Annotated in this window: 17 protein-coding genes and 1 pseudogene; 7 read left to right on the top strand and 11 right to left on the bottom strand. The window is 65.6% G+C overall.

All coding sequences use genetic code 11. The features are described from left to right. Nucleotides 1-181: 181 nt before the first annotated feature. The 4 genes and pseudogenes from G7026_RS21220 to G7026_RS21205 all read right to left on the bottom strand — a co-directional run bounded on the left by G7026_RS21220 (nucleotide 182) and on the right by G7026_RS21205 (nucleotide 4,420). Entirely contained in the window at nucleotides 182-1,117 is a 936-nt protein-coding gene (locus tag G7026_RS21220) for a LysR substrate-binding domain-containing protein (protein WP_181073048.1), read from the bottom strand. A gap of 280 nt (nucleotides 1,118-1,397) precedes the next feature. Beyond that, a pseudogene (locus tag G7026_RS21215) lies at nucleotides 1,398-1,547 on the bottom strand (tripartite tricarboxylate transporter substrate binding protein); the annotation flags it as partial. A gap of 150 nt (nucleotides 1,548-1,697) precedes the next feature. Continuing rightward, entirely contained in the window at nucleotides 1,698-2,678 is a 981-nt protein-coding gene (locus G7026_RS21210; protein WP_181073047.1) for a Bug family tripartite tricarboxylate transporter substrate binding protein, read from the bottom strand. A gap of 188 nt (nucleotides 2,679-2,866) precedes the next feature. Further along, a complete protein-coding gene (locus tag G7026_RS21205; protein WP_181073046.1) occupies nucleotides 2,867-4,420 on the bottom strand; it encodes a sigma-54-dependent transcriptional regulator in 1,554 nt (517 codons plus the stop codon). A gap of 250 nt (nucleotides 4,421-4,670) precedes the next feature. Between G7026_RS21205 and phhA the strand changes: the two genes are divergently transcribed. The 4 genes from phhA to G7026_RS21185 all read left to right on the top strand — a co-directional run bounded on the left by phhA (nucleotide 4,671) and on the right by G7026_RS21185 (nucleotide 8,288). After that, the gene (gene phhA, locus G7026_RS21200; protein WP_181073045.1) at nucleotides 4,671-5,456 is read left to right on the top strand and encodes a phenylalanine 4-monooxygenase; all 786 of its coding nucleotides are present in this window, start codon (nucleotides 4,671-4,673) and stop codon (nucleotides 5,454-5,456) included. 139 nt (nucleotides 5,457-5,595) lie between these two features. Beyond that, a complete protein-coding gene (locus tag G7026_RS21195; protein ID WP_181073044.1) occupies nucleotides 5,596-5,952 on the top strand; it encodes a 4a-hydroxytetrahydrobiopterin dehydratase in 357 nt (118 codons plus the stop codon). Beyond that, complete coding sequence (locus G7026_RS21190; RefSeq protein WP_308811822.1) at nucleotides 5,949-7,148, top strand: amino acid aminotransferase; 1,200 nt, start codon at nucleotides 5,949-5,951, stop codon at nucleotides 7,146-7,148. The genes G7026_RS21195 and G7026_RS21190 overlap by 4 nt, the downstream gene beginning before the upstream one ends. A gap of 129 nt (nucleotides 7,149-7,277) precedes the next feature. Then, nucleotides 7,278-8,288 carry an NAD(P)/FAD-dependent oxidoreductase gene (locus tag G7026_RS21185; RefSeq protein WP_181073042.1) on the top strand — a complete coding sequence of 337 codons (1,011 nt, stop codon included), beginning with the start codon at nucleotides 7,278-7,280 and terminating at the stop codon, nucleotides 8,286-8,288. 169 nt (nucleotides 8,289-8,457) lie between these two features. Here G7026_RS21185 and G7026_RS21180 read toward each other — a convergent pair whose 3' ends face one another. The 7 genes from G7026_RS21180 to G7026_RS21150 all read right to left on the bottom strand — a co-directional run bounded on the left by G7026_RS21180 (nucleotide 8,458) and on the right by G7026_RS21150 (nucleotide 19,415). Further along, on the bottom strand, nucleotides 8,458-9,918 hold the full coding sequence (locus G7026_RS21180) for a sodium-dependent transporter (protein ID WP_181073041.1): 1,461 nt from the start codon (nucleotides 9,916-9,918) through the stop codon (nucleotides 8,458-8,460). A gap of 119 nt (nucleotides 9,919-10,037) precedes the next feature. Then, a complete protein-coding gene (maiA, locus tag G7026_RS21175) occupies nucleotides 10,038-10,694 on the bottom strand; it encodes a maleylacetoacetate isomerase (RefSeq protein WP_181073040.1) in 657 nt (218 codons plus the stop codon). 167 nt (nucleotides 10,695-10,861) lie between these two features. Beyond that, on the bottom strand, nucleotides 10,862-11,845 hold the full coding sequence (locus G7026_RS21170; protein WP_181073039.1) for a fumarylacetoacetate hydrolase family protein: 984 nt from the start codon (nucleotides 11,843-11,845) through the stop codon (nucleotides 10,862-10,864). Nucleotides 11,846-11,962: 117 nt separating this feature from the next. Further along, a complete protein-coding gene (locus G7026_RS21165) occupies nucleotides 11,963-13,099 on the bottom strand; it encodes a homogentisate 1,2-dioxygenase (protein ID WP_181073038.1) in 1,137 nt (378 codons plus the stop codon). A 164-nt stretch (nucleotides 13,100-13,263) separates the two neighbouring features. Next, entirely contained in the window at nucleotides 13,264-14,349 is a 1,086-nt protein-coding gene (gene hppD, locus G7026_RS21160; protein ID WP_181073037.1) for a 4-hydroxyphenylpyruvate dioxygenase, read from the bottom strand. A gap of 375 nt (nucleotides 14,350-14,724) precedes the next feature. Beyond that, entirely contained in the window at nucleotides 14,725-15,774 is a 1,050-nt protein-coding gene (locus G7026_RS21155) for a Glu/Leu/Phe/Val dehydrogenase (protein ID WP_181073036.1), read from the bottom strand. 170 nt (nucleotides 15,775-15,944) lie between these two features. Then, nucleotides 15,945-19,415, bottom strand: a complete 3,471-nt coding sequence (locus G7026_RS21150; protein ID WP_181073035.1) for an indolepyruvate ferredoxin oxidoreductase family protein — start codon at nucleotides 19,413-19,415, stop codon at nucleotides 15,945-15,947. Between the two features lie 199 nt (nucleotides 19,416-19,614). Between G7026_RS21150 and G7026_RS21145 the strand changes: the two genes are divergently transcribed. The 3 genes from G7026_RS21145 to G7026_RS21135 all read left to right on the top strand — a co-directional run bounded on the left by G7026_RS21145 (nucleotide 19,615) and on the right by G7026_RS21135 (nucleotide 21,761). Continuing rightward, entirely contained in the window at nucleotides 19,615-20,082 is a 468-nt protein-coding gene (locus G7026_RS21145; protein WP_181073034.1) for an Lrp/AsnC family transcriptional regulator, read from the top strand. A gap of 75 nt (nucleotides 20,083-20,157) precedes the next feature. After that, complete coding sequence (locus G7026_RS21140; RefSeq protein WP_181073033.1) at nucleotides 20,158-20,541, top strand: MerR family transcriptional regulator; 384 nt, start codon at nucleotides 20,158-20,160, stop codon at nucleotides 20,539-20,541. A gap of 56 nt (nucleotides 20,542-20,597) precedes the next feature. Next, nucleotides 20,598-21,761, top strand: coding sequence for an isovaleryl-CoA dehydrogenase (locus tag G7026_RS21135; RefSeq protein ID WP_181073032.1), 1,164 nt, complete (start codon nucleotides 20,598-20,600; stop codon nucleotides 21,759-21,761). The last annotated feature ends 15 nt before the right edge of the window (nucleotides 21,762-21,776 follow it).

Genomic DNA, 21,776 nt, shown 5'->3' with positions numbered 1-21,776 from the left:
GATCGCCTCCTCGTCTGGGTGAGGACTTTAGGGACCGGGGTGGTCGGTCGAAAGGACGCTTACGGCAAAGGGTGTTTAGTTTTACTAAAGGCGAGCCGAAGAGCAGCGCTGCGTTGTGTCACCTAGGGTGCTGCCCCCTGCCCGACAATGGTGGCGTGTTGCACCTTTACGGCACGTGGCGTCAGGGCCCTTCGGTCTCATGCAGCCGCGCGCCCGGCCAGCGGCCCTGGCGAACCAGCGTACGCGCCACGTCGAGGATCACCACCCGCGCGGCCAGCGCCGCGGGCGAGAGTTCATCGTCGCTGAGCGTCACAAGCAGGTTGCGCCGCGCGACGTCGCTGTCTTCGATCTGCGCCACCACCAGCCCTGCCTCGCCGGAGCGCGCCGCGGCCGCACCCGGCTGGATGGTGGCCGCGTAACCGGCCCGCACCGTCTCCATCAGCAGCGCCAGCCCGTCCACTTCCATGACGATGTTCGGCTCGATGCCAAAGCGCTCGAACGTCGCCATCAGGGTACTGCGCAGGCCGTGCTGAGGGTTGGGCAACACCAGGGGCAGCCGTCCGAGTTCGGCCAGCCGCACGCTCTTGCCGACCGGCGCACCGGCCAGCGATGGCGGCGCGATGACGAAGAGCTTTTCATCGAGCAAAGGCTGGACGTTCCAGCGTTTACCGGTGTCGGCCTGGAACAGGATCGCCAGGTCGAGCTGGCGCGCGTTGAGCTGGTTGGCGAGGTAGCCCGACAGCATCTCTACCAGGTGCAGCTGGATGTCCGGGTAACGCTGGCGCATCGCCTCGATCAGCGGTAGCGCCAGCACCGAGGCGGTGGTGGGCGGCAGCCCGACGCTGACGTAACCGCTCATGCGCCCCCGCTGCGCCGCCTGTATGGCGTTCTCAGCCTGGCGCAGGGTGAGCTGGGCATGGTGCTGGAAGGCGATGCCCGCGCTGGTCAGCACCACGCCGGTGCTGGTGCGGCTGAGCAGCCGGGTGCTGAGTTCGCTTTCGAGCTTGCTGATCTGCTGGCTCAGGGCCGAGGTGCCGATCCCCAGTTCCAGCGCGGCGCGGCCGAGGCTCTTGTGTTCGACCGCGGAGAGAAAATAGCGTAACTGCCTCAGTTCCATCGGGACCCGATCCTTCTACTGGCCTGTGACCGAGCCGGCGCGGCGCGGATGAGCAAGCCTAAGCGACCGTCGGGCTCTTGTGGAAACCACTGCAGGCCTGGGTGATCCCGGCCTGGATCGGGAGACCCAGTTGCGTAGGGTGGATGGCGCTCTTTCCATCCACCGTCCCGTCGAATGGTGGATCGGTGAAGCGTGATCCACCCTACGAAACTGCCAACGTGCGGGAGCGGCCTCGACCGCGATACGTTCGAAACCACACCACCACGGCGAGGCCGGTCCGTTACGGCTGCTGCACCAGACCGAATTCGCTGGCCAGCGATTTGTATTGCTCGACCTGCTTGTAGACATACGCCTGCAGCGCCTCGCCGGTCAGTGACAGGGGCAGCAGGTCGCGCTGCTCGCGCATCTGGGCGAACTTGTCGTTGGCCAGTTGCGCAGGGTGGATGGCGCTCTTTCCATCCACCGTCCCGTCGAATGGTGGATCGGTGAAGCGTGATCCACCCTACGAAACTGCCAACGTGTGGGAGCGGTCTCGACCGCGATGCGTTCGAAACCACACCACCACGGCGAGGCCGGTCCGTTACGGCTGCTGCACCAGGCCGAATTCGCTGGCCAGCGATTTGTATTGCTCGACCTGCTTGTACACATAAGCCTGTAGCGCCTCGCCGGTCAGTGACAGGGGCAGCAGGTCGCGCTGCTCGCGCATCTGGGCGAACTTGTCGTTGGCCAGCAGCGTGTCGAATTGCTGCTTCCACCAGGCGTAGTCCTCATCGCTGACTTCAGGCCCGAGATAGAAGCCCCGCGCGATCGGCCAGGAGACATCGAAGCCCTGCTCCTTGGCGGTCGGCAGCTCGCCGAGCTTGCCCGGCAGGCGCTCGTCCGAAAGCACCGCCAGCACGCGCACCTTGCCGGCTTCGAGCTGTGCGGTCGCTTCACCGATGCCGCTGGTGATCACCTGGACATGCCCGCCGAGCAGCGCGGTCATTGGCTCGCCACCGCCTTCGAAAGCCACGTAACGCAGCGTCTTCGGATCGACGCCCGCCGCGCGGGCGACCAGCGCGGCCTGCATCCAGTCCTGGCTGCCGACGGTGCCGCCGGCGCCGATCACCGTGCCGGTCGGGTCCTTGCGCAACGCGTCGATGAGGTCGTCGAAGTCCTTCAGCGGAGAATCCTCGCGCACCGTGATCGCACCGTAGTCCGTGCCGATCGCGGCCAGCCAGCGCACCGCTTTTTCGTCGTAGCGGCCGAACTTGCCCTGGGCAAGGTTCAGCAGCGAACCGCTGGACCAGGCGGTGAGCGTGCCGGGCTCGCCAGGGCGCTGCGCGACGATGGCGTTGTAGGCCACCGCGCCGATGCCACCTGGCATGTAGGTCACGCGCATTGGAGCCTCGAGCAGACCGGCTTCGTGCAGGCCTCCCTGGGCCAGCTTGCAGGTGATGTCGAAGCCGCCGCCGGGCTTGGCCGGCGCCAGGCACTCGGGACGCTTGGGTTCGGCCATCAGTTGGGTACAGAGCAACAGGCCTGAAGCGGCCAGGGCGATCCGGGTGATGCGAGTGCTCATGCAGTTCTCCTGTGGAGTCTTGTTGTGATCAGGCATCGCCTCCGCACAGGCCACCGACCGAGGCCGGCAACAGGGCGACAGGCGCCACCCGCACGGAAGCGGGTCTGGCGAACATACGGACTGGGCGATACCACTCGATAGACCCCATTGGGCATGGGGTCTTCACTTTTGCTAAAGGCGGGACATGATCACTTTTCGGCGCGGATGCCGTATTCGCGCAGCTTGTTGGCAATAGTGGTATGGGAAACCCCCAGGCGTTTCCCCAGCTGACGGCTGCTGGGGAAACGGGCGAACAGCTCTTCGAGCACGGCCTTCTCGAAGCGCCCGAGGATACTGTCCAGATCGCCCTCCAGCGAGAAGTCGCCCAGCGGCTGGGGCGCGCCGTAATCAGGCAGGCGGATGTGCTCGGGGCGAACCTCGCCTTCGCACAGCGAAACGGCCTGGAACAGGGTGTTTTCCAACTGACGCACGTTGCCTGGCCAGTGATAGCCGGCCAGTCGCTCCAGCGTCTGCGGCGCCAGTCGCGGCAGCGGGCAGCCGATCTGCCGGCTGGCCTGGTCGAGAAAGTGCGCCACCAGCGGCTCCAGGCCATCCATGCACTCGCGCAGTGGCGGGATGTGCAGCGAGAGCACGTTGAGCCGGTGGTAGAGGTCCTGGCGAAATTCGCCGCGCGCGCACAGCTCGGACAGATCGACCTGGGTAGCGCAGATTACCCGCACGTCGAGGTAGACCTCCTCGTCGCTGCCCACCCGACGAAAGCAACCGTTCTGTAGAAAGCGCACCAGCTTGGCCTGCAGCCGCGTGCTCATCTCCCCTACCCCGTCGAGAAACAGCGTGCCGCCGGCGGTCAGCTCCAGCAGACCGAGCTTGCCCTCGGGACGCGCGCCTTCGAACGCACCCGGGCCGTAGCCGAACAGCTCGGTCTCGGCCATCGACTCCGGCAAGCCGGCGCAGTTGAGCGCCATGAATGGCGACTGCCCTCGCGGGCTGGACAAGTGACACGCACGCGCCAGCAGCTCCTTGCCGGTACCGGTTTCGCCCTCGATCAGCAGCGGTGCATCGAGCGGGGCCATGCGTCTCGCCTCGCGCACCACGGCGGCCATTACCTTCGAGCTCTGGAAGATGCTGTCGAAGCCGCGCAGCTCCTGCTTGCGCACGTTGTAGATGCGCTCGCCGACGCGATCGGCGCGGTGCAGGGTAAGCACCGCGCCCGCCAGGGCCTCGCTATCGTCGTGTTCCGATTGCAGCGGCGCGATGTCGGCGAGGAACACATCGCCCTTGATCGTCACCCGCAAGCCATTGATCCGTGCGCGATTGGCCCGCACCAGCTCGGGCAGATCGAAATCCTCGGCATAGCGCGACAGGCTCATGCCAGGCACCTCGTCGACCCTGACGCCCAACAGCTGCGCCGCGGCCCGGTTGGCCGCGACGATGCCGCCGGCCATGTCGATCGACAGCACGGGAAACTCCAGCGCGCCGAGCAGCGCGTTGAGTTCCAGGTGATGCCGCTCGCTGGGCATCAGCGACACCCGCTTGACCTCGAACACGCCGGGCAGCGCCTCCATTTTCGGCCGCAACGCCTGCAGCTGCAGGTTCATCAGATTGGGGCACAGCAGGTAAACGGCATTGCCGTGCTCCCCACCAACCTCGCCGCGGGCGACGTTGATGCCGTAGTCGACGAGCAGGTTGAGCATGTCGCGCAGGATGCCGACACGGTTCTGGCAGAGGATCTTGATGCGCATGAAGGCACGGCCCTGATTGTTGTTATGGGGCAGGCGCGGCGTGGGCGCCGCATTTGTTCGTCAAGATTATTTGACGCCTTCGAGCTTGAACAGGCCGGAGCTTCACGGCAACGGCCCGTTCGTCAGCAATTGTTTACAGCCACAGCGAATCAGGGCATGCCGAAAGGCGTTTCGCGCAGCCCACGCATGCGCGTGGTCGAGGTATTGATGGCAACACAACAACGACAAGATGCCTCACCCAGGAGGTCGGATGAACACCACGAAATACGTCGCCCGCGAACCGGACGCCGAGGGCTACATCGCCTATAGCCCCGAGGAAGATGCGGTCTGGCAGACCCTGGTCGAGCGCCAGCTCAAGCTGCTCGACGGCCGGGCCTGCGATGAGTACCTGGACGGCCTCGCCCGGCTCGATCTGCCGCGCACACGCATCCCGCAACTCGGCGAGATCAACCAGGTGCTCGGGCAGACCACCGGCTGGCAGGTCGAGCGCGTACCGGCGCTGATTCCCTTCCAGACCTTTTTCGAGCTGCTGGCGAGCAAACGCTTTCCGGTCGCCACCTTCATTCGTACGCCCGAGGAGCTGGACTACCTGCAGGAGCCGGACATCTTCCATGAGATCTTCGGCCACTGCCCGCTGCTGACCAACCCCTGGTTCGCCGAATTCACCCATACCTACGGGCGGCTCGGCCTGGCGGCGAGCAAGGAGCAGCGCGTGTACCTGGCGCGGCTGTACTGGATGACCATCGAATTCGGCCTGGTCGATACCCCGGCCGGCCGGCGCATCTACGGCGGCGGTATTCTCTCGTCGCCGAAGGAAACCCTCTACTGCCTATCCGACACGCCCGAGCACCACGCCTTCGACGCGATCGAGGCCATGCGCACGCCCTATCGCATCGACATCCTGCAGCCCTTGTACTTCGTGCTGCCGCAGCTGCGCGCGCTGTTCGATGTGGCGCAGCAGCACATCATGGCGCTGGTCGAACGCGCCAGGGCACTGGGCCTGCATGCGCCGAAATTTCCACCCAAGGCGGCGTAGAGTGGATAACGCCGAAGGCTTATCCACGCGCTGCCCAAGCCGCCGCTCGGCTTCAGGCTAGCCGAAACCGAAGGGTGGAAAACGCTGCGCGGTTTTCCACCCTACCCTTACCCAACCGCATTCTCGACAAGGACCGACCATGACCGCTCTGAACCAAGCCCACTGCGAAGCCTGCCGCGCCGATGCCCCCAAGGTGTCCGAGGAGGAGCTGGCGCAGCTGATCAAGGAAATCCCGGACTGGAACATCGAGACCCGCGACGGCCATATGGAGCTGGAGAAGACCTTCCTGTTCAAGAATTTCCGCCATGCCCTGGCCTTCACCAACGCCGTTGGTGAGATCGCCGAAGCCGAAGGCCACCACCCCGGCCTGCTCACCGAATGGGGCAAGGTCACCGTGACCTGGTGGAGCCACTCGATCAAAGGGCTGCACCGCAACGACTTCATCATGGCGGCACGTACCGACCAGGTCGCCGCTGGCGCGGAGGGACGCAAGTGAGGCACTTCGGCCAGGTGGCGCGGGTACCGGGCGACCCGATCCTCGGCCTGCTGGAGCACTTTCGTGCCGACCCCAACCCGGCCAAGCTCGACCTCGGTGTCGGCGTCTACAAGGATGCCGCAGGGCGCACGCCCATTCCCCGGGCGGTCAAGCTTGCCGAACAGCGCCTGAGCGACAGCGAACAGTCCAAGAGCTACGTCGGCGGCCATGGCGATCCGCTGTTCGCCGAAGGGCTGCTGCGTCTGGTGCTCGGCCATCAATCGGCTGTGCTCGGCGCCGGCCGTGCCGGCTGCACCCAGGCACCGGGCGGTACCGGCGCGTTGCGCCTTGCCGGCGAGTTCATCGCCCGCTGCCTGCCGGGACGGGCGATCTGGCTGAGCCAGCCGACCTGGCCGATCCACGAGACCCTGTTCGCCGCTGCCGGGCTCGAGGTGCGCCACTACCCCTACGTCGGCGTAGACAACCGTTTCGACATCGAGGGCATGCTCGCCCAGCTCGGGCGCGTCCCCTCGGGCGACGTGGTGCTGCTGCACGCCTGCTGTCACAACCCGACCGGCTTCGATCTGAGCCCAGCCGACTGGCGGCGGGTGCTGGAGGTGGTGCGCGCCCGCGAGCTGCTGCCGCTGTTCGACTTCGCCTACCAGGGCTTCGGTGACGGCCTGGAGCAGGACGCCTGGGCGGTACGGCTGTTCAGCGAGGCGTTGCCCGAGGTGCTGGTCACCAGTTCCTGCTCGAAGAATTTCGGCCTCTACCGCGAGCGCACCGGTGCCCTGATCGCCATCGCCGCCGATGCCGAGGGCCTGCAGGACGTGCGCAGCCAGTTGGCCGCCCATGCTCGCAACCTGTGGTCGACGCCGCCGTCCCACGGCGCCGCGGTGGTGGGCCTGATCCTCGGCGACGACACCCTGCGCGGCTGCTGGCAAAACGAGCTGGACGGCATGCGCAGACGGGTCGCAGGGCTACGCATGGGTCTGGTAGAAGCACTCCGCACATACGGCCTGGCCCAGCGATTCGCCCACATCGCCGAGCAGCGCGGGATGTTTTCCTACACCGGGCTCAGCGCCGCGCAGGTGCTGCGCTTGCGCGCCGAGGACGGGGTCTATCTGCTGGAGACCGGCCGCGCCAACGTCGCCGGGCTCGATGCCGAACGCCTCGACCAGCTGGCCGCGGCCATCGCCCGGGTGGTCACGGACTGATCGCAGCCAGCGCAGCGGCCCCGTTGCGCTGGCTGCGCGTTCATCGGGTGGGCAGAACTTGTCTCGCGCACCGGTCTTCTACTGCACAGGCCCTTGCGCGGTGCGAGGGCGCGATGAACGAATGCTCCCATGACTCAAGACTCCCATGATCCCCGCGCGCCACTGCCCAAGGGCGACGATGAAGAGCAGGCCGACGTCGATTGCCTGATCGTCGGCGGCGGCCCCGCAGGCCTTACGGCTGCGGTCTACCTGGCACGTTTCAAGCGTTCGTGCCTGGTCATCGATTCGTGCGACAGCCGCGCCGCGCTGATTCCCACCAGCCACAACTACCCGGGATTCCCACCGGGTATCTCCGGCCCTTCGCTACTGGAAAAACTGAGGCAGCAGGCCAACTGCTACGGCGCACGCATCGAGCACGGGACCGTCGACGATATTCAGCCACACATCCTCGGTTTTCTGGTGCGCTACGGCGATCGCCAGTGCATCGCGCGCCGGGTGATCGTCGCCAGCGGCATCAAGGACACCCTGCCCGAGCTGCCCAACGCCCGTGAAGCGATCGCCGCCGGCGTCTTGCGCCTGTGTGCAATCTGCGATGGCTACGAGGTCGACGGCGATAACGTCGCGGTCTACGGCGAAGCGGAAAACGCCATTCGCCACGCGGTGTTCCTGCGCACCTTCACCGACCGGGTCACGGTGGTGGTCCACGGCGAGCCCGCCGCCTGCGACGAAGCCATGGCGCTGGCCGAGCATTACGACATCCGCTTCATCGGCGAATGCGTGCGCGAACTGCGCTACCGCGAGAACGAAGGCATCGAACTGGTCACCGAAAGCGGCGCCGTGCACCACTTCGATATCATCTACCCCAACCTCGGCGCCCGTGCCCGCTCCGACGTCGCGCTGCGCCTCGGCGCCGAATGCGACGACTGCGGCGCGCTGGTGGTCGATGAGCACCAGCAAACCAGCGTTCGCGGGTTGTACGCCGCAGGCGACGTGGTCACCGGGCTCAAGCAGATGAGCGTCGCCATCGGCCACGCCGCCCAGGCGGCCACCGCCGTGCACAACAGCCTGGAGTCGAACCCCTGGCAACGCCGCGAGTCACCGCCGCAACCCGAAGCGCAGCCTGCGCAAGCCTCGGGGTGACCGGCATCGCTGACGAATAAGCGCCCGGAAGTTGGCTCGAGATGGCGAACCGTGAGGCGACTAGCCGGCTTGCCTGCCCTTCCGCCCTGGCCCTCTCCCCGGAGGGGCGAGAGGGCGTCGGGAGAACGTGGACAGGCCCTTTCCCGATGTGAAGAGGGGGATCAGGCGTCTAGCGCCCTGCCAGGGCCGGCATCACGCGGGGGCGCAGGCCTTCGCCGAGGACGGTCAGCAGGCCGATGGCGCCCGCAATCCAGTACCAGCGTTGCAGCGGGTCGAAGCCCAGCCAGCCAAGGGCATGGAGGAACACCATCAGGATCAGCACCGGGCAGACGTAACGCACCATGAACAGCCAGAGGGCATACCCCAGCGGAGGCAGCTCCAACTCGTCACGCATGATCTCGCTGCGCAGCGCGTAGCCGGCGAAGACCACGATGAAGATCCCGCCCAGCGGCATCATCCAGCGCGAGGTGAGGTAATCGAGCCAGTCGAAGAAACTCTTGCCCAGCGGCGTCCAGCCAGCCATCAGGTTGAACGAGAGCATCGCCAGCATGCTGATGATCAGCAGTACCGTGCCCGCGCCGATGGCCGCCTTGAAACGGCTGACCCCGTGTTTCTCGTTCAGGTAGGCAACGGTCGCCTCGATCATCGAGATGGCCGAGGTCAGCGCGGCGATGGACACCATCGCGAAGAACAGCACCCCAAAAACGGTGCCGAACGGCATCTGCTGGAAGGCCAGTGGCAAGCTCATGAAGATGAGCCCCGGCCCGGCGGTGGGGTCCATGCCATTGGCGAAGATGATCGGGAAAATGGCGAGGCCCGCCAGCAGTGCCACGCAGGTATCGGCGATCGCGACCATGAAGGTGGTGCGGGCAATCGATTGACCATCGGGGATGTAGGAGCCGTACGTGAGGATCGCGCCGGAGGCCAGGCTAAGGGTGAAGAAGGCATGGCCGAGCGCGGCCAGGAGGGCTTCACCGGTGAGTTTGGAGGTGTCGAAGCTGAACAGGAACGCAAAGCCCTGATCGAAGCCACCGCTGGTGAACGCGTAGCCGACGAGGATCAACAGCATGACCGCCAGGCCCGGCATCATCCAACGCACCGCGCGCTCGATGCCCGCCTGAACACCCTTGGCCACGATCCACAACGTCAGCAAGGCGACCAGGACACTCCAGCTACCGAGCTGCCAAGGGTTGGCGTTGTGAGCCTCGAACACCTGCGCCAGACCGTCGACCGACGTGGCGGCAAGCGAGCCGTCGAGCATCTTCACCGTATAGGCGAAGGCCCAGCCCGCAACCACGACATAAAAGCAGAGGATCAGGAAGCCCGCCATCATGGCCATGCCGCCCACGCCCTTCCACAGCGGGTTGCCGCCGTTCTCGCGAACGGCACGGCCGATGGCGTCGATGGGGCTGCCGCGACCACGCCGACCAATGGCGATCTCGGTCATCATCACCGGAATGCCGATGGCCAGGATGCACGCCAGGTACATCAGCACGAAGGCGCCGCCGCCGTACTCGCCAGTGATGTAGGGGAATTTCCAGATATTGCCCAGGCCAACGGCCGAGCCGGTTGCCGCGAGGATGAAGCCCCAGCGGGAGAGCCAGAGGTTCTTGGGTTTTTCACGAGTCATGCGTCACCTGTTTTTGTTGTTTTGGACGAAACGTCTGAAATCCGCCGCGAGCGCAGCGCAAGGAACAACAAATGGAGGCGCGGCATTCTACCGATGCAGCAGCAGATGCCCAGCCTCGATTATGTTGCGTCGGGTTGCACCTCCGGAACGGCCTGGGTGAAGGCATCGAGCGCTTCGCAGCGCGCCGTCATTTCCAGCACCCGCGGATAGCCCGACAGGTCGCAGTCGAAACGGTGGGCGTTATAGACCTGTGGGATCAGGCAGGCTTCCAGGTAACCGGGGCGGTGGCCGAGCGACAGGCGCCCGTCGAAATGCGCCAGCCCCTGCTCCACCGCCGCCAGCCCTGTGCTCACCCAGTGCCGATACCAGGCGTTCTTGGCCTGGTCATCGACACCGAGCTCCGCACTCAGGTACTGCAGCACCCGCAGGTTGTTCAGCGGGTGGATGTCGCAGGCGATGTGCAGCGCCAATGACCTTACCTGGGCACGGTCAGCCGGTTCGACCGGCAGCAGCGCCGGCACGGGGAACACCTCGTCGAGGTATTCCAGAATCGCCAGTGATTGGGCGATACGCACCTCGCCCGCACCGCTGTCCGGATCGACCAGCAGGGGCACCAGGCACTGGGGGTTGAGCGCGCGGTACTCGGCGCTGCGCTGCTGGCCGCCATCCTTGACCAGATGCACCGGCACCTGCCGGTACGCCAGCCCCTTCAGGTTGAGCGCGATCCGCACGCGGTATGCCGCGCTGGAGCGCCAGTACGAATGAAGCGTCAACATCGAGCTAGAACTCCATTAACAGGTCACCGGGCGTGCAAGGGTCGGCCAGACGCCTTCTCATTGCGGCTCGGCGAACCCCGTGACGGCTCCGTAGGGTGATTGTTTCGAGTGGACCACGGGGTTGACCTTTCGGTGGCTGCGCGTGGATGTGAAGAGCGACATCCACCCTATGCCTCGTATTTATCCACCATTTGGTCGATCGCGCCGAAGATGCTCTGACCTCCGGCCTCGAACATCTCGATGCGTACCCGATCACCGAACTTGAGAAACGGCGTCCTGGCCTCGCCGTGCTCCAGCACCTCGAGCATGCGCTGCTCGGCGAGGCAGGCGGAGCCCGCGCTGCGGTCGTAGTTCGAGACCGTGCCCGAACCGATGATGGTGCCGGCGCCCAGCGCGCGCGTCTTGGCGGCATGGGCAATCAGCGTCGGAAAATCGAAGGTCATATCGACACCGGCGTTGGGCTGGCCGAACAACACGCCGTTGATGTGGGAAACCAGCGGCCGGTGGACCTTGCCGTCCTTCCAGCTTTCGCCGAGCTCGTCCGGCGTGACCGCGACGGGCGAGAAACTCGACGACGGCTTGCTCTGATAGAAGCCGAAGCCCTTGCCCAGCTCGCCCGGAATCAGGTTGCGCAGCGACACGTCGTTGACCAGCATCAGCAACCGGATGTGCTCGGCCGCCTTGTCCGGCGTCGCGCCCATGGGTACGTCGTCGGTGATGACGGCGATCTCGCCTTCCAGGTCGATGCCCCAGGCTTCGTCCGCCAGGCGAATCGGTGCCTGGGGCGGCAGGAAGGTATCGGCCCCGCCCTGGTACATCAGCGGATCGTGCCAGAAGCTCTCCGGCATTTCGGCGCCGCGCGCCTTGCGTACCAGCTCGACGTGATTGACGTAGGCACTGCCATCGGCCCAGTGATAGGCGCGCGGCAAGGGGCTGTGGCAAGCCGCCTGGTCGAAGGGGAAGGCGGCGCTTTCCAGACCGTCGTTCAGGCGCTGGTAGACCGACTCCAGCCGAGGCCGCGCGTGGGCCCAGTCATCCAGCGCCGCCTGCAGGGTCGCGGCGATCGCCGGGACCTTCACCGCACAGGTGAGATCCCGCGAAACCACCACCAGCACGCCGTCACGGCCTTGATTCAGAGATGCGAGTTTCATCGTAGATCCTTGTTAGTTTTCTTGTATATGAAGCCTGCGTCTGCGACGACCCGCAGAGCAGCGCAAAGCGCATATCCATTCGTGCCCCAACCAAACACCTGAACGAGCCAACCACCCTCACCCCTTGCCCGGCGACTGCCAGGACTTCACATACCCGGCTACATCCACAGCGGCCGCGGCCTCGCCGATCTCCAGCCCGCGCCGGGTGTCGATCATCACCGCCACCTCGTCGGCGAAGGTCGCCGGGCTTTCCTGGCTCTTCTTCAGCGCCTTCGGATGCGGGCCGTGGGGGAAACCGCAGGGGTGGAAGGTGACCATGCCCTTCTCGATGTTGTCCCGGCTGAAGAAGTTGCCGCGGTGGTAGAACAGCACCTCGTCGTAGTCGTCGTTGTTGTGGAAGAACGGCACCTTCAGCGCGCCGGGATCGGACTCCACGGGACGCGGCGTAAAGGTGCACACCACGAACCCGTTGGCGACGAAGGTGGTGTGGGCCGACGGCGGCAGGTGGTAGCGATGGCTCACCAGCGGGCGGATGTCGCGCCAGTTGAGCCGCACCACGGTGTTGTCACCGTGCCAGCCGACGACGTCCAGCGGGTTGTACGGGTAGGTCACGGTAGTGATCCGGTTACGCCGCTTGATGCGGATCTGCCAGGTGTTCTCGTCCTGCTGCGCCTTGAAGGCATCGTCGAGCTTCGGGTGGTCGAGCACCGCCGCATCGAAGATCGCATGGGGTCCGAGCAGTCCCTTGTCCGGCAGCTGGTAGGCGCCGTCGCTGTTCTCGATCAGCAGCATGAACACCGGCTCGCTCGCCTCGATGCGCCAGGCGGTGCCGCGAGGCACCACCAGGTAGTCGCCGTCGCGGAAGCTCAGGTGGCCGAAGTCGCAATAGAACTCGCCGGCGCCCTCGTGGATGAACAGCAGGTCGTCGCCGTCGGAGTTGCGCACCAGATGGCGCATCTCACCGTTGGTCTTCCACAGGCGCAACTTGAGGTCGGCGTTGTGCAACGCCAGCGGCGCCTCGAACGGGCAATCATGCTCGCTGGGTATGCGGTTGAAGTCGAAGGCGTGCGGCCGCAGCGGGCCGTCCCAGTCGATCCAGCCGGTCGGCGGGTGCTTGTGATGCAGGTGAGCGGCCGGCCCGAAGAACCCCTCGCGGCCCATTTCGCGCTCGTAGGTGCCCTGCGGAAAGTCGCAGTGCGCCTGGCGCGAGCACTCACCCTCGCGGATGGGGAAACTGATCCATTTGCGGCTCATGTGCGTCTCCTGGTGATACCGCGTGACGTGAACGTAGGGTGGAAGACTGCGAAGCATCTTCCACGCGTATTGCGTAGGGCCGGCGATGCGAGTCGGGCCCGCCAAGCACGTGGATGTGCTTCGCGACATCCACCCTACGCAACACCCACCCCGCAGCTCCGGTATTACTCGTCCGCCTTGATCACGCCGCGGCGCACCTGGTCTTCCTCGATCGATTCGAACAGGGCCTTGAAGTTGCCCTCGCCGAACCCCTGATTGCCCTTGCGCTGGATGATTTCGAAGAAGATCGGGCCAATCACCGTATTGGTGAAGATCTGCAGCAGGATGCCGTCATCGCCGGGCGCGCCATCGATCAAAAGGCTCAGCTCGCGCAGCACGTCAGTGGGTTCGCCATGACCTGCGACGCGGGTATCGACCTTCTCGTAGTAGGTGTCCGGGGTGCTCATGAACTCGACGCCGTTGGCGCGCAGCTGGCGCACGGTGGCGTAGATGTCGTCGGTGGCGAGCGCGATGTGCTGGATGCCCTCGCCGTGGTATTCGCGGATGAATTCCTCGATCTGCGACTTGTCGTCCGCCGACTCGTTGATCGGGATGCGGATCTTGCCGCAGGGCGCGGTCATCGCGCGGGAGAACAGGCCGGTGAGCTTGCCCTCGATGTCGAAGTAGCGGATCTCGCGGAAGTTGGCGATGCGCTCGTAGAAGCCGGACCAGACATCCATCTGCCCGCGGCGCACGTTGTGGGTCAGGTGGTCGATGCACAGCAGGCCCACCGCGTTGTCGTTCGGCGAGCGGCCTTCGATGTATTCGAAGTCGACGTCATAGATGCTCTTGTCGCCATAGCGGTCGACGAGATACAGCAGCGAGCCGCCGATCCCTTCGACGCAGGGGATGTTCAGTTCGCCGAAGTTGGCGTGGCTGCCCACCAGCTTGGCGCCCTGGGACTCGACATAGGCGGCGGCCTGGGCGGCGTTCTTCACCCGGAAGGCCATGGCGCAGGCGCTGGGGCCATGCTTTTCGGCGAATTCGTGAACGTGACCGGTGGGGCTGCCGTTGAGCACGATGTTGATGTCGTGCTGCTGGAACAGCCAGACCGCCTTGGAGCGGTGCTTGGCCGTCTCGGTGAAGCCCATCTGGGTGAACAGCGTACGCAGCTGCTCGATGCCCTCGGCATTGGGCGCGGTGAATTCGACGAACTCGAAGCCGTCGGTTCCGATGGGATTGTGCTGCTCGATCTTGTTCACGGCGTTCATCGCGCGCTCCTCTTTGTCATTGTTCTGGCCGCCAGCGCGGCGGGGATGCGCTCATCTGAGCCCAGCGGCACAAGCGCTACAAGCGGGCCAGAGCGTCACCGGCAGCCCTGCCGTGCCGCAGCCTGTACAGTTTTCATGACAGCCTCGCGAGGCACTGATGACGGCACGATCCTGCGTAGCCGCCCGTAACGAAAAGCTGACAGCTGGGAGCGTCCAACCCGCCACGCCTGAGCCAATCCGCACCGTCGACACCCAATGCCAATTGCGTAGGGTGGATGTCGCGAAGCACATCCACCGTGACCGGCGCAGGGTCGCCACCGATATAGCTTCAACGCGCCGCCGGTACGCTTCGCCCTTCTCCCCAAGTCTGCCACCCTACCCAAGCCGCTCCCGGGCCAGCCGATCGGCGACCGCCGTCGTGGTACAGCCGTCAGCATCGGCACGCTGGAATATCTGGCGAAGGGTCGGCCCGATGCGCTCGACGTGGCTGCGCACCTGCGCCGCGCTGCCGCCGATGCGCTCGTAGCCGACGTCGATGATGCCGCCGGCGTTGATCGCGTAATCCGGCGCATAGAGGCAGCCGCGCGCGCGCAGCGCCTCGGCGATATCGGGGGTGGCGAGCTGGTTGTTCGCCGCGCCGGCGATCACCGGTGCCCGCAGCGCCTCCAGGCTGTCGCGGTTGAGGATCGCGCCCATGGCGCAGGGTGCGAACACGTCGACGTCCAGCCCGTAGATGTCCTGGGGGCGAACCGCGTTGGCGTCCAGCTCGGCCACCGCACGCTGGACGCTGGCATCGTGCACGTCGCTGACCCACAGCTGCGCACCGGCCTGGCGCAACTGCTGCGCCAGGCTGTAGCCGACATGGCCCACACCCTGGATCGCCACCCTCACGCCCGCCAGATCGCCACGCCCGAGGCGATGGCGGACCGCCTCGCGCAGGCCGATGAAGACGCCATAGGCGGTCGAGGGCGACGGGTCACCGCTGCGGGTGCCGCCGTCGAACGCTTCGCGAGGCGTGGCACCGGCCACGTGGCGGGTACGCTGGGCGATGGCCTGCATCTCGGCGACGCCGGTGCCCGAGTCCGGCGCAGTGATATAGCGCCCGCCGAGGCTGTCGACGAAGTCGCCCATCGCATGCATCAGCGCATCGCTGCGTTCGGCGTGGGGGTCGCCGATGATCACCGCCTTGCCGCCGCCCAGGGGCAGTTCGGCGAGGGCCGACTTGTAGGTCATGCCGCGCGACAGCCTGAGCACGTCACGCAGCGCATCGTCGTCGCTGGCGTAGGGGTACATCCGCAGACCGCCGAGCGCGGGGCCCAGGCGGCTGTTGTGGATGGCGATGATGGCCTTGAGGCCCGAGGCGCGGTCATGGCAGAAGGCGACCTGCTCGTGGTCGTCGAATTCCGGATGGGTGAAGACGGACATGGTGGTTCCTCTTTTTATTGTTCGTGTGCTCTTGCTCGTGTGGCATGCCCTGGGGCCAAGGCGCGACGGGCGCGCAGTAGCGCTACGACAGTCGACGTAGGGCGGATGCAACCCGCCGAATGTCCCTGCGTCGCGCCCTGCAACGGCGGGTTTCACCCGCCCTACGGCTCTCAGGCCGCCGGCTGGAACAACCGGACCGGCTGGACCTCGTCGCCACGCTCGAGCTGCTCCATGAGCACCTTTCGCTGCTGACGCACCTTGGCCACCGCGCGCTCCTTGATCGGACCGTAGCCGCGGATCTGTTCGGGCATCGCGGCGATGGCCACGGCGGTGCGGTAGTTGTCCGGGCGCAGCTGGCCCAGCAGGTGCTCGACGGTATTCCGGTAGTCGGCGATGAGCTCGCGTTCGAGCTTGCGGTCGTGGCCGTAGCCGAACGGATCGAGCGGCGTGCCCCGCAGGAAGCGGAAACCGGCGAGCACGCCGAAGGCCTTGAGCATCCAGGGGCCGAAGGTGCGCTTGCGCGGCTCGCCAGTGACCGGGTCGGGCTTGCTCAGCCAGGACGGGGCAAGATGGAATTGCAGCTGGTAGTCGCCATCGAATTGCGCCTGGAGCTGGCGCACGAAGTCGCCGTCGCTGTAGAGGCGCGCCACTTCGTATTCGTCCTTGTAGGCGAGCAGTTTGAAGTAGCTGTGGGCAACCGCGTCGGTCAACGCCTTGTCCGCATCGCTGTCGGCCGCACGCACGCGTTCGATCAGTTCGCGATAGCCCTCGGCATAACGCGCGTTCTGGTAACGGGTAAGGAACTCGACGCGGTAGGCGATGACCTCGTCGAGGGTTTCGCAGCGCGGCTCGGCGAGTACGTTCGGCGCGGCGACCTTCTCCACCGCCTGCTGGTCATGTGCGGCGCGACGGCCCCAGAGAAATGCCTGCTTGTTCAACTCCACGGCTACGCCGTTCAGTTCGATGGCTTTTTCCAGCGCCTGGGCGGTGACGGGCACCAGCCCCTTCTGGTAGGCGAAACCGAGCATGAACAGATTGGTGGCGATGGTATCGCCAAGCAGCCGGGTGGCCAGGCGAGTGCCGTCGATAAAGTGGATCTTCTGCTGGCCAACGGCCCTGATCAGCGCCTCGCGCATGGCCGCGCCCGGGACGTGGGCGTCGGGGTTGCGGGTGAACTCGGCGGTTGCCGATTCGTGGCTGTTGATCACCGCGTGGCTGATCTGTTCGTTGAGCTTGGCCAGTGCCTCCTCACCGGCGGCTACCACCAGGTCGCAACCGAGCAGCAGGTCGGCCTCGCCGGCGGCGATGCGCACGGCATAAATGTCGTCCTGCCGGGCGGCGATACGTATGTGGGTGTTCACCGGGCCGAACTTCTGCGCAAGGCCGGCCTGGTCCAGCACCGTGCAGCCCTTGCCTTCGATGTGCGCCGCCATGCCCAGCAGCGCGCCGACGGTGGTCACGCCGCTGCCGCCGACACCCGGCAGCAGAATGTTCCAGGGGCGCTCAAGGCTCGGCAGACGAGGTTCGGGCAATGCCACGAACAACGCCTTGGTGCCGACGGCTTCGGGCTTGCGCAAACCGCCGCCATGCACGGTGACGAAGCTCGGGCAGAACCCTTCGACGCAGGAGAAATCCTTGTTGCAGCCGTTCTGGTCGATCTCGCGCTTGCGCCCGAACTCGGTTTCCAACGGCAGCACCGACAGGCAGTTGGATTTGACGCTGCAGTCACCACAGCCTTCGCACACGGCCGGGTTGATGAAGGCGCGTTTGGCCGGGTCGGCCAGCTTGCCGCGCTTGCGACGGCGACGCTTCTCAGTGGCGCAGGTCTGGTCATAGATAATCACCGAGACGCCTTTGAACTCGCGCAACTCGCGCTGCACGGCTTCAAGCTCGCGGCGGTGATGGAAGGTCACGATCGACGCAAAGGTCTCGCGGGTCGGGTACTTGTCCGGCTCGTCGCTGACCAGCGCGATGCGCTTCACGCCCTCGGCGAAGACCTGCTGGCTGAGCTGGTCGACACGCAGCTCGCCGTCGATCGGCTGGCCGCCGGTCATGGCCACCGCGTCGTTGTAGAGGATCTTGTAGGTGATGTTGACGCCCGCCGCGACCGCTGCGCGCAGCGCCAGCTGGCCGGAGTGGAAGTAGGTGCCGTCGCCCAGGTTCTGGAACACATGGGGCGTTTCGGTGAAGGGCGCCTGGCCGATCCAGGTGGCCCCCTCGCCGCCCATCTGGGTGAAGGTTTCGGTACTGCGGTCCATCCACTGGGTCATGTAGTGGCAGCCGATGCCGCCCATGGCGCGGCTGCCTTCGGGCACCTTGGTCGAGCTGTTGTGTGGGCAGCCGGAACAGAAATGCGGGGTGCGAACGGTATCGTAGCCGCGCTCGGCCAGCGCTTTTTCCTTGGCGGCGAGGAAGGCCAGGCGGGCCTGGATGCTGTCGCTGGTGTAGATCGGCGCGAGGCGTTTGGCGATCACCCGGGCGATCATCGCCGGGGTCAGTTCCGAGAGGTTCGGCAGCAGCGAGGCACCCTGCTCGTCGAACTCGCCGACCACCCGCGGGCGCTTGCCCACCGGCCAGTTGTAGAGCTGCCCGGTGACCTGATCCTCGATGATACTGCGCTTTTCCTCGACCACCAGAATCTCGTCCAGCCCTTCGGCGAACTCATGCACCGAGACCGGCTCGAGCGGCCAGCTCATGCCGACCTTGAGCACCCGCAGGCCGATCCGGGCGCAGAGCTGGTCGTCCAGCCCCAGGTCATCCAACGCCTGGCGTACGTCCAGGTAGGACTTGCCGGTGGTGATGATGCCCAGGCGCGGGTTGGGCGAATCGAGCATCACGCGGTTGAGGTTGTTGGCACGGGCGAACGCCCGCGCGGCGTAAATCTTATAGACGTTGAGGCGTTTTTCCTGCTGCAGCGGCGGGTCGGGCCAGCGGATGTGCACGCCGTCTTCGGGCAGCTCGAAGTCGGTGGGCAGGGTGATCTGCACCCGCAGCGGGTCGACGTCCACCACGGCCGAGGAGTCGACGTTCTCGGCGATGGTCTTGAGCGCGACCCAGCAGCCGCTGTAGCGCGACAGCTCCCAGCCGATGATGCCGTAGTCGATGATCTCCTGGACGTTGGCCGGGTTGAGCACCGGGATCGACGCGGCGATGAAGGCGTGCTCGCTCTGGTGGGCGATGGTCGAAGACTTGCAGCCATGGTCGTCGCCGGCCAGCAGCAGCACGCCGCCGTGGCGCGAGACGCCGGCCGAGTTGCCGTGCTTGAACACGTCGCCGCAGCGATCGACCCCCGGCCCCTTGCCGTACCACATGGCAAACACGCCGTCGTATTTGGCGCCCGGGAACAGGTTGGTCTGCTGGCTACCCCACACCGCCGTCGCACCGAGTTCTTCGTTGACACCTGGCTGGAAGTGGATGTGGTGTTCCTTGAGGAAGTCCCGCGCTTCCCAGAGGCTCTTGTCGAGCCCACCGAGGGGCGAGCCGCGATAGCCGGAAATGAAACAGGCGGTATTGAGGCCATGGGCCGTGTCGCGCTGTTTCTGCAGCATCGGCAGGCGGGTCAGCGCCTGGGTGCCGGTGAGGTAGAGGTGTCCGGTCGCAAGCCGGTACTTGTCGTCCAGGCTGATCTCGGCAAGAGACATGGGGCGCTCCTGTTTGTTGTTATCGGAGTCGGGGCGGCCCGGTCGGCCACCCGCCTTTGCGCCGGCGGGGATCGCCCAGCACGGCGTGCACTGATCTCAAGCATGGCCGTGACGAAGAGCGATTTTCTTTCTACTTTTGCTGTAGAAACGTAAAGACGCGCATGAACAATCCACCAACAACAATAAAACGGAATCAAACATGCAGACCCCGCTGAGCAACCTCGATCGAAAGATCCTCATGCTGCTGCAACACAACGCCGACCTCTCCGCTGCCGAGATCGCTGAAAAGGTCGAACTGTCCCAGTCGCCCTGCTGGCGCCGAATCCACCGTATGCAGGAAGAGGGGCTGATCGAACGCAAGGTTGCCCTGCTCAACCCCAAGCGCCTGGGGCTCTCGATGACCGTGTTCGTCGACATCAAGCTCTCGGCCCATGGGCGCAACAACCTGGCCGAGTTCGAGGCGGCCATCGTCGGCTACCCCGAAGTGCTCGAATGCCACACCATGGCCGGCGCCTCGGATTACCTGCTCAAGGTGGTGGCGCGGGACATCGACAGCTATGAGCGCTTCCTGCGCGACCACCTGCTGCAACGCCCCCATGTCCAGGAAGCTCACTCCCACATCGCCATGAGCGAAGTGAAGCGCACCACCGAACTGCCTCTGGATTGACGGCCTGACCGGCTGTTGACAGCGCTCCGACGGCAGGCTTACGTTAACGTAAAGGTAAAGCACGACGGAGCCGACATGGCGCAGAGCTACAGTATCTCCGACCTCGCCCGCGAGCTCGACATCACCCCGCGCACCATCCGCTTCTACGAGGAACAGGGGATGCTGAGCCCCGAACGGCGCGGGCAGGAGCGCATCTACTCGGCGCGGGACCGGGTCACGCTCAAGCTGATCCTGCGCGGCAAGCGCATCGGCTTCTCGCTCGCCGAATGCAAGGAGCTGATCGAGCTGTACGACCCGGACAGCGGCAACCAGCGTCAGCTCGAGACCTTCCTGCAGAAGATCGGCGAGCGCCGGGCACAGCTCGAACAGCAACTGCTCGACATTTGCCAGATGCAGCTGGAACTGGACACCGCCGAGGAGCGCTGCCGCGCCGCCATGGCACGAACCGAGACCTGTTGACGCCAGACCGAAGCCCCGAAGCCATCACCTGAACAAGAACAATCAAAGGTGCCCCCATGAGCTATCCCAGCCTCAATTTCGCCCTCGGCGAAACCCTGGACATGCTGCGCGAACAGACCCGCGCCTTCGTCGCCAGCGAGATCGCACCCCGCGCCGCCGCCCTGGATCGTGACAACGCGTTCCCCATGGACCTGTGGAGGAAGTTCGGCGAGATGGGGCTGCTCGGTGTCACCGTCGATGAGGCTTACGGCGGCGCGGGCCTCGGGTATCTCGCCCATGTGATCGCCATGGAGGAAATCAGCCGCGGTTCGGCCTCCGTCGCCCTCTCCTACGGCGCCCACTCGAACCTCTGCGTCAACCAGATCCACCGCAACGGCACCGCCGAGCAGAAGGCGCGCTACTTGCCCAAACTGGTCTCGGGCGAGCACGTCGGCGCCCTGGCGATGAGCGAGCCGAACGCAGGCTCGGACGTGGTCTCGATGAAGTTGCGCGCCGACAAGCGCGGCGACCGTTACGTGCTCAACGGCAGCAAGACCTGGATCACCAACGGGCCGGACGCCAACACCTACGTGATCTACGCCAAGACCGACCTGGACAGGGGCGCCCATGGCATCACGGCCTTCATCGTCGAGCGCGACTGGGCGGGATTCTCCCGCGGCAACAAGTTCGACAAGCTCGGCATGCGCGGCTCCAACACGTGCGAGCTGTTCTTCGATGACGTCGAGGTGCCCGAAGAAAACGTGCTCGGCGCCGTCAACGGCGGCGTCAAGGTGCTGATGAGCGGGCTGGATTACGAACGCGTGGTGCTCGCCGGCGGCCCGGTGGGAATCATGCAGGCGTGCCTGGACGTGGTGGTGCCGTACATCCATGACCGCAAGCAGTTCGGCCAGAGCATCGGTGAGTTCCAGTTGATCCAGGGCAAGGTCGCCGACATGTACACCCAGCTCGCCGCCAGCCGCGCCTATCTCTATGCCGTCGCCCAGGCCTGCGACCGCGGCGAGACGACCCGCAAGGACGCTGCCGGGGTGATCCTCTACAGCGCCGAACGCGCGACGCAGATGGCGCTGGAGGCCATCCAGATCCTGGGCGGTAACGGCTACATCAACGAATTCCCCACCGGCCGCCTGCTGCGCGACGCCAAGCTCTACGAGATCGGCGCGGGCACCAGCGAGATCAGGCGAATGCTGATCGGACGCGAGCTGTTCAACGAGACCAAATGACTCACCGGTGGAAAA

The sequence above is a fragment of the Stutzerimonas azotifigens genome (genome assembly GCF_013522725.1).
GTDB classification, from domain to species: domain Bacteria; phylum Pseudomonadota; class Gammaproteobacteria; order Pseudomonadales; family Pseudomonadaceae; genus Stutzerimonas; species Stutzerimonas azotifigens_A.
The sequence above is the reverse complement of the archived record's forward strand: the minus strand, read 5'-3'. Positions and strand labels throughout refer to the sequence as shown.